The organism is Streptomyces sp. NBC_01384, from assembly GCF_045040035.1.
Taxonomy (GTDB): Bacteria; Actinomycetota; Actinomycetes; order Streptomycetales; family Streptomycetaceae; genus Streptomyces.
Genome location: NZ_CP109560.1, coordinates 531452 through 543516, shown reverse-complemented (window position 1 = coordinate 543516; position 12065 = coordinate 531452). Strand labels below are relative to the sequence as shown.

Genomic DNA, 12065 nt, shown 5'->3' with positions numbered 1-12065 from the left:
CACCGGCACCGGACGCTGGATTTCGGCGGTGCCACCCAGTACGGGAAATCCTGGCGTCCCGTGGTCACGGTCGGGGGCGATCCGGCAGAAGAAGAAGGGGCCTGGGTGGCACTGATCCCCGGTGACTTCCCTGCACGTCTCTTCGCCCAGGCGGAACTCTTCCATCTCGTCAGTGGCATCGCCTGGCCGGGCGCGCATCACCGCGACTACGGCAGTGCCAAGGTCGCGCACAACGCGTGCTGCCCGGTCGGGCACGCCGACCGCCCGGACAGCAGTCGCGGTGCTGGTGAACTGTGGCAGGCCATGCGGCTGCGGATCACCCGCCGTGAGCGCGGAGGCGCTGGATGACAGACAGCGGCGAGATCGCCCGGCGGCACCTTCCAGTGGCCTGCGAGGAATGCCGGGCGGACGTCGCGCTCGGGCCACCCGAATACAGCGTCGGGGAACAGCCAACCAGCGGATGGCGGTAGGCCAGTGTGCGCAGGTCACAGCCCGGTACCGGTTGTTGTCCCGGATGTCTTACGAGTGCTGGCCTGTGGCGTTGTTCCCCTGGCCGTCAGCGCGGGTGTTGGCGTTGTTGTTCTGGCTGGTCTGCGAGTCGCTGTTGATGGCCGTGTTCAGCAGTGAGATGTCGTCGAGGACGTGGGCGTTGTTGACGACGCCGTCGGCGATTCCCGCGTGTGCTGGTACAGCGGCAATGAGGGCCGTGCCCACAGCGAGAACGGCAGTGGTGAGGATGCTTCGCTTCATCATGATCTCAGCAACGGGCGGTCACTGCCGAAAGTCACGGGCACCGACGGGCAATGCAGCGCAGATATCGAACATGTGAACGAATTTGCGGCTCGGTGTGGGGCAGTCACCCTGCCCGGTGGGCGCATCGTCGAGGGGGATCTCCAGGCCCGTTGACGAGACACAGATGGCCGCTGGTGGTATCGAGTCGCCATCGACGTACCCGCCGCAGCAGTCCACCCCATGAAGGGCCAGGACTACGCTCAGGTCCCCACCTGGATCCGGCCGGGGTGGTGGTGGGGATCGAGACCGACCACGGCTCATGGGCGCAGGCCTTGATCGGTTCGGGCTGCCAGGTCTATGCGATCAACCTGAGGCAGGCTTCTGGGAGAGGTACGGCACGTCCCGGCGCCAGGAGCGACAAGGGCGACGCGCACGCGCTCGCAGACATGGTCCGCATCGACCGGGTCCAGCTGCGGCCGGTGGCCGGGGACAGCGAGCGGGCGCAGGCCGTGAAGGTCGTCGCCCGCGCCCGCCAGACCCTGATCTGGGAACGAACCCGCACCTTCCTGCGGCTGTGGACCATGCTGCGGGAGTATTTCCCCGCGGCGCTGTCCGTCTACGCGGACCTTGAGCTTCCTCCGGCGTTGGAGGGCGCAAGTTCTCAGTCGCAGTTGGGTGCGCCGAGCCAGGTCGTCAATGCGAGCTGGAGTCCCTTGTGGACCTGCTCGGTCGGCTCGTCGGGTGCCGCCGCCCACGCGACGTAACCGTCCGGACGGATGAGTAGCGCGTCCACGGATGGTTCCTGGCAGGCGGCGGCGACCACGTCCACCCGGCTCTTCCAGCTCACCGCCAAGTGGGCCAGGGCGGAGCGCCCGGTGAAATCGAGCAGTATGGGCCTGGCATCCCGCATGAGTTCCGCGACCCGCGTCGGCCCGGTGTCGGTGACCAATGGCAGGTCCGGGACGAAGCGTCCGACGAGTGGATGTGAGGGTGCCATGTCGTAGCGGATGTCGGTGCCCGCCATCATGTCCGCGATGTGCTGGACGTTGTCCTTGTGTTGCAGGAGTTCGCCGAAGAGTTCGCGAACTGCGGTAACCCCCGGGCCGGGCGCCATGAGCGCGGTCTGTGTCTGGGAGTGCATGAAGACCCGCTCGCCCACGGGGTGCCGCTCGCTGTGGTAGGTGTCCAGCAGGCCGGGCGGGGCCCAACCCTGGACCTGCGCGGCGAGTTTCCAGCCGAGGTTGGCCGCATCCTGCAGGCCGAGGTTGAGGCCTGGTCCGCCGACGGCGGAGTGGACGTGTGCGGCGTCGCCGACCAGCAGCACCCGGCCGTGGCGGTATCGCTCGGCGAGCCGGGTGTTCCCGCCGGCGAGGCGCCGAAGCAGGTGTGGGCCGGGTGCGCTCGGTGGGCCGAACGGCAGGTCGACGCCGAGCACGCGGTTGACGCTGTCCCGAAGTTCCTCGAGGGTCATCGCGGTCGGCACGTCGTCGTCGTTCGGCGGTTGGTCCCACTCGATCGTGCTGATGAGGGGTTTGCCGGGCTCCAGCATGGCGAAGACGAAGACGCCCTGCTCGGTGCGGGTGAAGGTGAACGGTCGGATCCTGCCGAATCCGGGGATGCCGAGTTCGCCGGTTCCTGGTGTCAGCACCGAGTCGGGAAGCGTGACATGCGCGGTTCGGGACACCAGGCCCGACGCGGTTACCCCGGGAAAGCCGATGCCGGCCTGATTCCGGACAGTGCTGTGGCCGCCGTCGCAGCCGACCAGGTAGCGGGTGCGCAACCGGTACGGACCGTCAGGGCCCTGGACCTCCACGGTTACACCGTCGTCGTCCTGGGACAGCGCGGTCAGTTCTTGTCCGTATCGGATCTCCACGCCGAGTTCGTGCGCCCGGTCCGCGAGCAACTGCTCCATCCGTCGCTGCGGTATGGGCAGGATGCAGATCGGGTTGGTGTCCAGCATGCCCAGGTTCAACGGGAACGCGCCGAACATGTACTGCGGGGTCGGCTGGGGCGCACCGGGGCCGCCGCCGAACCGCTGGTACAGGCCACGGTGGTCCAGGAGCCGGACGACCTGCCCGACCAGGCCGTTGGCCTTGGGCTCCGCGTTGAGTTCGGTCATCCGTTCCAGGACGACCGGCCGCACGCCGGCCAAGCTGAGCTCGCACGCCAGCATCAGCCCGTTCGGGCCGCCACCGGCGATGACAACGTCTAATGTCATCGAAATCCTCCTTCTGAAGGCATGGCAAACGCAGCCCCGATGCGGGCCTGCGGTTTGGGTGATGCAGGGCTCGTCGTTGTTATCCGGAGTGACCGGCCGACGGGTCAGGCAGGCCGGCAGCGAGGAGCTTCAAGGCGTCGCGCAGCAGCGGCAGCAGCGGAACCGGCGGATCCGCGCGCAACCACTGATCGCTCGCCGCCTGCTGGGCTGCCAGCACGGCGGCGGCCACAAGTTTCGGATAGAGATCTCGATCGACATCGGTGCCGGTGCGCTCGGCCACCGCCACCGCGAACTCACTGTCCGCAGCCATGGCCGCCTTAAGGATCTCGCCCTGCAGCGCGGGTTCGCCGAGCAGCAGACGGACGCCCTTGGTCCATTCCGGGTCCGGGCTGCGTTCTTCACTGCCGAATGGTGACAGTGCGGCGTGGATGACTGCGTCCCACAGTGGTTCGTCGGCCGGGCGCGCCCTCAGGGCCACAGCGACCTGCTGCACCCGGTCGACATGCCTGGAGACGATGGCCTCGTACTTGCTGGAGAAGTAGTTGTTGAACGTCCGTGGCGAAACGCCTGCCTCGGACGCGATGTCCTCCACCCGCACGTTCTCAAGCCCTCGTTCGAGCGCAAGACGCAAAGCTGCCCAGCTCAACGCCTGCCGGGTCGCCAGCTTCTTGCGTTCCCGCAGCCCCGTCTCGGAGTCGGAGCCCTGCGGTTGGTTGATCGCCATGAGCACCACTCTACAGAAAACTGCGGGATACGCAATAATGCGTGCCACGCAACTTCGGCTCGGCGTGCCAGTGCCGATCAGCCGCAGCGAAAGCGCAGGTCGGCAACTACGGCGGCGACTCCTGGGATCGCCGGGCGAAGCCGCATTGCTCCAGCGAGACCCTTCCCTGCGACATCATCCCAAGTCAGCTCATGCCGCCAGCTGTCGTGCACAGTCACACATCGGACTCACTCGTCTAGGTCTTGTCCTTGCTGAACAGGGCTTTGTCCAGCGCGCTTTGGACGTCGCTGCGGGCCAGATTGGTGGTAGCGGCTGGGAGCAGGGCGAGGGCTCCGGAGGCAAGCAGGAGGATGCGTACGCTGTCGCCAGGCACGGGTCCGACGCCCGGGAGAAGGGGGATGAGGAGCCCCGCGGCGACGAGTACGGCCGGGCCGGTGAGCCTGTTGAGGGCACGCCGAAGCTGTGAGGCGGCAGTCAGCTCGGGTGCGTGTCGCAGCAGTTCGTCCCAATCAGATCTGACTGCGGCGAGCAGCCCTGCCCGCAGGGAGTCGCAGATGCGGTCGTAGTCGGACAGGGAGTGGACCTGAGCGAGGGAGCGGCTGTGCAGGCGCAGCTGTTCGGCCAACTTGCCGTGCTTGTGTCGGATTTCGGTGCGCAGGCCGCGCTCGCGGAACCGGACCGCACGGAGAGGTATTCGGTTGTTCTCAACACGGCGGGCACTGGCATCGATGTGGTTACGCAGGTAGGCGATCTCTGAAGGTCTGTCCCAGTAGTCGCGTGACTGGTACAGGTTGACGGTGCTCAAAAAGAGGGATCGGATCGCTTCGTCATCGCTACGGTTCCACGGGGCGGGGCGGACGGACTCCATCCAGCCGGCGACGACCAGGAACACGCGGACCAGCACCGCGCCGAACACGAGGGCCAGGGCGATGAGGATGTTCCATCCGGTGGGCCATGACGCGTAGACGTCGGCAATGGTCACCGCGGCCCATGGGCAGCCGACGAGGACGACGGCCATCAGCGGGATCGTCGCGTAGGGAAGGCCCCAGGTGACCCGGCTACCGTCGCCGAGGGCGGAGCGCAGTATTCGCATGGACGTGGTGAAGCGGATGAGCAGGGCGCCGAGGCCGATGAGCGGGCCGGTGATCAGCGCCTGGGTACGGACGGACGTACCCAGGCCCTCCGCCGGCACGTGGGATACGAGCCAGCTCCCCAACTCGGTGCGGACGCCCTCGTTAACGAACCAGAGCAGACCGGCGCAGCCTATGAGGGCAAACAGCAGCGCCAGCGCGATGGCGGCGGCACTGCGTCGTTCCTGGCTCCACAGCGGCAGGTGTCCGTCCGAGCAGGCGTGGTAGGCGGCCGGGACGATCTCGCCGCGCTCCTGTGCGGTGAGCCCCGGTATTTCGTGGACGCGCAGGAGGACGTAGTGGTGCCAGGCGCGCTCGTTCTCGGTCTCCCGGTCCGCCTGCCGACGGGTGATGAATCGGAACCAGATGTCCACGCCCCGATATTGGGGGACGGGGTGGCCACGCTGCCAGCACGGCGGCTCATGTTCTGGCAGGCTGCACACAGAGAACCACCGGGGACCGCAGAAGTCCGCTGCGCCCGATCGGTGAAGCGCATCTCCTCCAGGCTGCCGGCGCGGCGGCTGCCGTCCTGGAAGTACACCTCCTTGAGCGCTTCGGCGGCGATCTCCTGCAGACCCTGGTCGCTCGCGCCGCGCTCCTGGGACAGAGCTGTTGGGCTCCGGCGCCGCATGGGCGCAGCCGGTCCCCCCTGGATCCCATCATGAGGCGCGGCCTACGGCCTCACCGGAGGTCAGCCGATGCCGGTGACCTGGAGCGCTGTGGTCCAGTTGTTCTTGATGGCGCTACGCGCGGCGGACAGGGTGATGGTGCCGTTGCAGACGGCGTTCTTCAGTTTCGTCTTCGTCTCGGTGCCGTCTTTGGTGTAGGCGGTCTTCGTGCCGTAGTGCGGTTCGGGTCACAGGTTGCCGGGGTCGCGGGGCGCACCGCCGAGCTCCAGCGGCACGAGGTGGTCCTCCTCGTAGTCCGACATGTTGGTGTCGGAGTACCCGTAGTCGATGATGCCCTCTGGTTTGGGGCCCGTTGTCAGTGGTGGGCGGCAGGATGCCGGTCATGACAACACCTGCTGCAGTGATCGTGGATACCGCCGCCTATGCGCAGGCGATCGAGGATGCGGTGAAGGCCGCGGCCGCCTACTACGCGGGCGGCACCTCGCCGCTGGATGACGACGCCTACGACCGGCTGATGCGTGGGATCGCGGCGTGGGAAGCCGAGCACCCCGATCAGGTGCTGCCCGAGTCACCAACGGGAAAGGTCGCGGGCGGTGCGGTCGAGGGCGACGTCCCGCACACGGTGGCGATGCTGAGTCTGGACAACGTGTTCTCCGCGGAGGAGTTCACCGCATGGACGGCGTCCCTGGGGCGACGCATCGGCCGTGATGTCGCCCGGTTCAGTGTGGAGCCGAAGCTGGACGGTCTGGCGATCGCCGCCCGCTACAGCCGCGGCCGCCTCACGCGGCTGGTCACCCGTGGGGACGGGACGGCCGGGGAGGACGTCTCGCATGCCATCGGCACCATCGAGGGTCTGCCCGACGTGCTTGCCGAGCCGGTCACGGTGGAGGTGCGCGGCGAAGTCCTCATGACGGCGGTCCAGTTCGAGCACGCCAACGAGGTGCGCACCGCGCACGGCGGTCAGCCGTTCGCCAACCCGCGTAACGCGGCTGCGGGCACGCTGCGGGCCAAGGACCGCGCCTACACGGTGTCGATGACGTTCTTCGGCTACGGCCTGCTGGCGCTGCCCGACACCGACGCCGCTCTGGCCGGACGGCTGGGCGAGCTCGCCCACAGTGCCCTGATGCACCTGATGGCAGGGTTCGGCGTGCACACCACCGCCCAGACCGCAGCCCCGGGCGTCGTCGTCGAGACGGCCGTGCAGGTCCTGTCCCGTGTCCAGGAGATTGCCGCGCTGCGAGCCCAGCTGCCGTTCGGTATCGACGGGATCGTCATCAAGGCCGACCTGGCCGCCGACCAGCAGGCCGCCGGATCCGGGTCGCGTGCGCCACGGTGGGCGATCGCCTACAAACTGCCGGCCGTGGAGAAGATCACCAGGCTGCTGGAGGTCGAGTGGAACGTCGGCCGGACCGGCATCATCGCCCCGCGCGCCGTACTCGAGCCGGTCGAGATCGAGGGCTCGACCATCACCTACGCCACCCTGCACAACCCGGCCGACATCACCCGACGCGACCTGCGTCTGGGCGACCACGTCATGGTCCACCGCGCCGGTGACGTCATCCCCCGGATAGAGGCCCCGGTCGCGCACCTGCGCACCGGCGACGAGCAGCCCATAGTGTTCCCCGAAGTGTGCCCGCGCTGCGGTTCCGGCATCGACAGCAGCGAGCAGCGCTGGCGCTGTGTCAACGGCCGAAACTGCCACCTGGTGGCCTCCCTCGCCTATGCCGCGGGACGTGACCAGCTCGACATCGAAGGCCTGGGCGGCACGCGCGTCGTCCAGCTCGTGGAGGCCGGCCTGGTCGCCGATCTCGCCGATCTGTTCACCCTGACCCGTGAGAAGCTGCTCGGGCTGGAACGGATGGGCGAGACCAGCACCGACAACCTGCTCGCCGCGATCAGTACGGCAAAGGGGCAGCCGCTGTCCAGGGTGCTGTGCGCGCTCGGCGTGCGCGGCACGGGTCGGTCCATGTCACGGCGGATCGCCCGGCACTTCGCCACCATGGACCACATCCGCGCCGCCGACGCCACGGCGATGCAGCAGGTCGAGGGCATCGGCGCGGAGAAGGCGCCGTCCATCGTCGCCGAGCTCGTTGAACTCGCCCCGCTCATCGACAAGCTCGCCGCAGCCGGGGTGAACATGACCGAGCCCGGCGCCACTCCGCCGTCTGCCGATGCCGTCGGTGCCAGTACCGCGGGAACGGCGGAGGGCGGACCGTTGGCGGGGATGACAGTGGTGGTCACTGGCGCGATGACGGGACCACTGGAAAAGCTCACCCGCAACGAGATGAACGAGCTCATCGAGCAGGCCGGCGGCCGCTCCTCCTCCAGCGTCTCGAAGAAGACGACCCTGCTCGTGGCCGGAGAGAACGCTGGATCCAAGCGGGCCAAGGCAGAGGACCTCGGGATCCGCCTGGCCACACCGGACGAGTTCGCCGCCCTCGTCGCGGACTACCTCGGCTGACCCGCCCCCCCCCGTACTGCAGAAGCTGTTCAAAGATCCCGATGCTACGTGCGCCGGGATCTTCGGGGTGACATTCGCCGATCAGTACGAACGAGCCGACGGCCGCCGCGTCCACCTGCTCTCCGCACCGCGCAGCGACGGCATTGTGCTCGCCCGCCCAACGCGAGGTCGGTGCCAAGAGCAACGAGATCACCGCGTTCCGGCCACTGCTGGACCCGCTGGACCTGACCGGCGCGGTGGTGACCTTCGACGCGCTGCTGAACCAGGCCGACCACGCGAAGTTTCTGGTCGAGGAGAAAGACGCGTACCTCATCGCCGTGCTCAAGGCCAACCACCCCACCATGCACACGCTGGTGAAGGATCTTCCCTGGAAGGAGGTTCCGCTGATGGACCGCCGCCTACCAGAGTCTCTACCGAATCCGGAACGGTTCAGAGCGAGCAGTGCTGTCGCACCTGGCAGCCGCTGTCGGATCGCACGGCCACCGCGCCACGGTGATCGGCAGCTACCTCGAGATCAGCAATGCACCATCCCGGGAAGTCCTGCCGACAGTCGTCCACACTCAGGTCGCGGCCCAGCCCGGTGCCCAACGCCTTGAGATAGGCCTCCTTACGCGCCCACAATCGCGTGAAGCGTGCCGCGCGCTCCGGCACTTCACACGCCTCGATCTCGGCGCGCTCATCCGGGTGCAGCCGTGCACTCACCTTGGTGGCCACTTGCTCGTCCGGGACGGGCTCCACATCCACACCAACCGCCACTCGGGCGAGAGCGATCGCCACCATCCTCCCGCCGTGCGAGAGCGAGAATTCTACGGGCGCGGCGCTCGAGGCAGCCAAGATCGGCCGCCCATGCGGCCCCCCGCAGCAGGGGCAGGCCTCCCGCGCGAAGCTCAGCTTCGCAGGCGCCATTCCCAGCCAATCCCCAAGCGCCTTACGCAAGGCGATGTGCGCGAACGCGTACTGCACCCGGTCGGCCTCGTGCACGAAGGCTGCCATACGCTCGCGTTCCGCGACATCCAGCAGACACAGTCCCGGCAAGCTCGCTACCCCGGCTTCCGGCACCTCGAGGACCCACGCCGCCACTTCCTCTCGCACAACACTCCATGATCGCAGATCTATAGGCTGCAGGAGGTTCGGCGGTGACCTGGCAGCCGAGTTCTCGGAGCCGTCCCAGGTGGTGGGCTCCACCGCCTTGTGCTTCCCCTCGTGCCGTGGAGACCGTGGCAGCAAGGGAAGTTGGGAGTCATGGCATTCAGGCAACGCGTGTATGACGCCGGGTTCCGTGAGTGGTGCGGTGCGGATCGTCAGGGAGACCGGGAAGACGATCCCGCAGGTCGCCGGGGAACTGGGCATCAGTCCCGGGACTCTGCACTCGTGGGTGTCGTGGGTGAAGCGGAACGGCTCGCCCACCTCGGACGCCCCGGCGGCGTCGCCGTCACCCGCCGGCCGTCTGCGGGGGCCCGAGCGTGAGGAGCTGGAGCGACTGCGGGCCGAGGCGCGGGAGAAGGACAAGCGCATCCGCGTGCTGAAGGTGGAGTGCGTCCACCGGCAGCCCTTCCGCACCCGGGCCGAAGCCCGCATCAAGTTCGGCACGTGGATCGCAGACTTCTGCAACACACGTCGGCTGCACAGCGTGTGCGGGTTCGTCAGCCCGGTGGAATTCGAACGGCGGTATTGGGCCGAGCAGGTCCTGCAAGAAGCAGCGCAGGAACTCTCCACGCCACGAGGGGATTGACAAAACCGCTGCTGCATGACATGCGTGAAGGAGCCATCGATGGAACTCTCCACGCCACGAGGGGATTGACAAAACCGCTGCCGCATGACATGCGTGAAGGAGCCATCGATCCACGCAGGGTACGCCTCCGACGGCCCCGGCGCCCACTCGCAGGGGATCGCCCTGGTTATCGCCGCCTCCCTTCGCCAGGACCCTACCGTGTAAAGACTCCTTCAAGATCCTTTCGCAAATTCGAACATAATGCGACGCTCAGTGCAGAGTGGATCTCGACGGGCTCGGCGCGTGCGCAGAGGATGGCCTTCCCGAACACCCCACAGGGGGTCGGTGTTCGTGGTTCCGGAGGTCTGTCATGTCTGTCGCGCGCCCATCGTTGGCGACTGTCGCCGTCCCGGCCTGTGATCGGAATTGTGGGTTTCAGATGTTGGCCGTAGTCGTTGCTCAGCCACTCGCGGTCCAGGGCCGCGCAGCGAGGCAACCAAGAGGTCTACGACATGGCAGGGCTAGTTCGTGACGCGGTCAGTACCGCCCAGCGTCTTCGAGCATTCGGCAACCCAGTAGGCGAAAAGTCGACTCCTTCTCGTATTCGGACTTACCGGCTCGTTGGCCGGATGTGCTTTCGGAGGCGCAATCAATGGGTTATCCCGACTTATTCGCACACGAACTCGCAGCTGAATGGGCGGGATTATCACCGGACGCCCCGGCCGTTCTGTTCCAGGGGCGATCGCTGACCCACGGCGAGCTGGAAACGGAAGTGGTGCGCTGGGTTGCGGCGTTGCGCGATTCGGGTGTTCGAACGGGGGATATCGTCGGCGTCTGCCTGGAGAGATCGCCCTCGATGATCGCCTGTGTGCTCGGCGTGCTCCGCGCCGGCGCAACCTATCTTCCGCTCGATCCGTCCTATCCGGCGGAACGCCTTGACTACATGATGGCCGACAGCGGAGTCACCGTTGTGGCCACCGAAAACGCCCAGTCCGCGCTGCTCTCCCGGCTGTGCCCGGGCTTCCGGCCCGTGATCCTGGCCGACGAGGCCCCGCCGGACCCGGTCCCCGTGAAGGTCAACCCCGACCAGCCGGCGTTCCTCATCTACACCTCGGGGTCGACCGGCAGACCCAAGGGCGTCGCCGTCCCCCACCGCGCCATGACGAACTTCGTCACCGGGATGGCGGCCCAGCTCGGCATGACTGCCGCCGACGTCGTGCTCGCCCAGGCACCGCTGTCCTTCGACATCTCCGTCTTCGAGATCTTCATCCCGCTGTCGGTCGGCGCGACAATCCGGTTGGTCGACCGCGCGACCGCCACCGACGGTCCGGCCCTGGCGGAGGCGGTGCACAGCGGCGGGGTGACCGTCGTGCAAGGCACGGCCACGACGCACCGGATGCTGCTGGCAGCCGGCTGGCGCGGCGGCCCGTCGATCACCGTCGTGTCCGGCGGCGAACCCCTCCCTCCGGACGTCTCCGAAACGCTGCAGAACGCCGGAACGCGGGTGTGGAACGCTTACGGCCCGACCGAGACCACGGTGTACACCCACGCGCTCCGGATGACCGAGGGCCGCCGTGTCACGCTGGGCGGGCCCCTGCCGAATGTGCGCACATATCTGCTCGACGAGGACCTCGAGCCCGTCCCGGTCGGCGAGCCGGGGGAGATTTTCCTGGCAGGCGACTGCCTGGCCAACGGCTACCTGAACCGGCCGGACCTCACTGCCGAGCGCTTCCTGCCCGATCCGTTCAGCACCACCCCCGGGCAGCGTATGTACCGCAGCGGCGACCTGGCCCGCTGGACCGAGGACGGCAGGCTGGAGTCGCTGGGGCGCGCAGACCAGCAGGTCAAGCTGCGCGGTTACCGCATCGAGCTGGGCGAGATCGAAGCCATCCTGCGCGGGCACGAGTGGGTGAAGGACGCGGTCGTCATCCTGCGCGCCGGCGAGGCCGAATCATTCCTGGCCGCGTACCTGACGCTGACCGACGATCGTGCGCCGAGCCGCCGCGAGGTACACGACCTACTTGGGACCACCTTGCCCAGCCATATGATCCCCGCCCAGTACGTGGTCGTGGACCGGCTGCCCACCATGCCGAGTGGGAAGGTGGACCGCACCGCGGTCGCCGCGTTGCCGGTAGCGCGCCACCTCATCGGTGCCGAGCCGGTGGCCCCGCGATCCGTCGTGGAGGAGGTGGTCGCCGGGGTGTGGCTCGACCTGCTCGAACTCGACGAGCTCAGCGTGGTCGAGCCGGTGTTTGACCTGGGCGCGTCGTCGCTGACGGCCATGCGGGCCGCCGATCTGCTGGGGGAGATCTTCCGCACGAACGTGCCGATCCGGCTCTTGTTCGACCGGCCGACGGTGGCCGACCAGGCCCACTACCTCGATAGGCAGTGCGAAGACGCCGCCCGGACGGCGGGTCTGGTGCTGGAGCTGGCTCGGGCAGCGAACGAGGAGAACTGACG

10 protein-coding genes and 1 pseudogene are annotated in these 12065 nt (G+C 67.8%); 5 read left to right on the top strand and 6 right to left on the bottom strand.

The window, feature by feature from the left end; genetic code table 11:
- The first annotated feature begins 105 nt into the window (after positions 1-105).
- Positions 106-348 (top strand): hypothetical protein, encoded by a 243-nt coding sequence (locus tag OG747_RS50040; protein ID WP_405886326.1) that lies wholly within the window; start codon positions 106-108, stop codon positions 346-348.
- Between the two features lie 171 nt (positions 349-519).
- Here the strand turns inward: OG747_RS50040 and OG747_RS50035 are convergent, their stop codons facing one another.
- Positions 520-753, bottom strand: a complete 234-nt coding sequence (locus OG747_RS50035) for a hypothetical protein (RefSeq protein ID WP_331744027.1) — start codon at positions 751-753, stop codon at positions 520-522.
- A 272-nt stretch (positions 754-1025) separates the two neighbouring features.
- Here OG747_RS50035 and OG747_RS50030 point away from each other — a divergent pair, with 272 nt between their 5' ends.
- A complete protein-coding gene (locus tag OG747_RS50030; protein WP_331744030.1) occupies positions 1026-1496 on the top strand; it encodes a transposase in 471 nt (156 codons plus the stop codon).
- Here OG747_RS50030 and OG747_RS50025 read toward each other — a convergent pair.
- The 4 genes and pseudogenes from OG747_RS50025 to OG747_RS50010 form a co-directional block, all read right to left on the bottom strand.
- Positions 1394-2950 carry an FAD-dependent monooxygenase gene (locus tag OG747_RS50025; RefSeq protein ID WP_331744033.1) on the bottom strand — a complete coding sequence of 519 codons (1557 nt, stop codon included), beginning with the start codon at positions 2948-2950 and terminating at the stop codon, positions 1394-1396. The two genes, OG747_RS50030 and OG747_RS50025, sit on opposite strands and share 103 nt — an antisense overlap.
- Before the next feature lie 79 nt (positions 2951-3029).
- Positions 3030-3674: a TetR family transcriptional regulator gene (locus OG747_RS50020; RefSeq protein ID WP_331744036.1), complete on the bottom strand. Its 645-nt coding sequence runs from the start codon at positions 3672-3674 to the stop codon at positions 3030-3032.
- Positions 3675-3909: 235 nt separating this feature from the next.
- Positions 3910-5178 carry a hypothetical protein gene (locus OG747_RS50015; protein ID WP_331765109.1) on the bottom strand — a complete coding sequence of 423 codons (1269 nt, stop codon included), beginning with the start codon at positions 5176-5178 and terminating at the stop codon, positions 3910-3912.
- Positions 5179-5285: 107 nt separating this feature from the next.
- A pseudogene (locus OG747_RS50010) lies at positions 5286-5408 on the bottom strand (XRE family transcriptional regulator); the annotation flags it as partial.
- 407 nt (positions 5409-5815) lie between these two features.
- Here OG747_RS50010 and ligA point away from each other — a divergent pair.
- Positions 5816-7894: an NAD-dependent DNA ligase LigA gene (gene ligA / locus OG747_RS50005; protein ID WP_331744042.1), complete on the top strand. Its 2079-nt coding sequence runs from the start codon at positions 5816-5818 to the stop codon at positions 7892-7894.
- A gap of 429 nt (positions 7895-8323) precedes the next feature.
- On the opposite strand, the gene OG747_RS50000 is transcribed toward ligA, so the two are convergent.
- Positions 8324-8986: a 4'-phosphopantetheinyl transferase family protein gene (locus tag OG747_RS50000; protein WP_405886324.1), complete on the bottom strand. Its 663-nt coding sequence runs from the start codon at positions 8984-8986 to the stop codon at positions 8324-8326.
- Positions 8987-9173: 187 nt separating this feature from the next.
- Between OG747_RS50000 and OG747_RS49995 the strand changes: the two genes are divergently transcribed.
- Together OG747_RS49995 and OG747_RS49990 are read left to right on the top strand one after the other, a co-directional pair.
- Positions 9174-9626: an IS3 family transposase gene (locus OG747_RS49995; RefSeq protein ID WP_405886322.1), complete on the top strand. Its 453-nt coding sequence runs from the start codon at positions 9174-9176 to the stop codon at positions 9624-9626.
- A gap of 631 nt (positions 9627-10257) precedes the next feature.
- Positions 10258-12063, top strand: a complete 1806-nt coding sequence (locus tag OG747_RS49990) for an amino acid adenylation domain-containing protein (protein ID WP_331744048.1) — start codon at positions 10258-10260, stop codon at positions 12061-12063.
- Positions 12064-12065 lie beyond the last annotated feature (2 nt).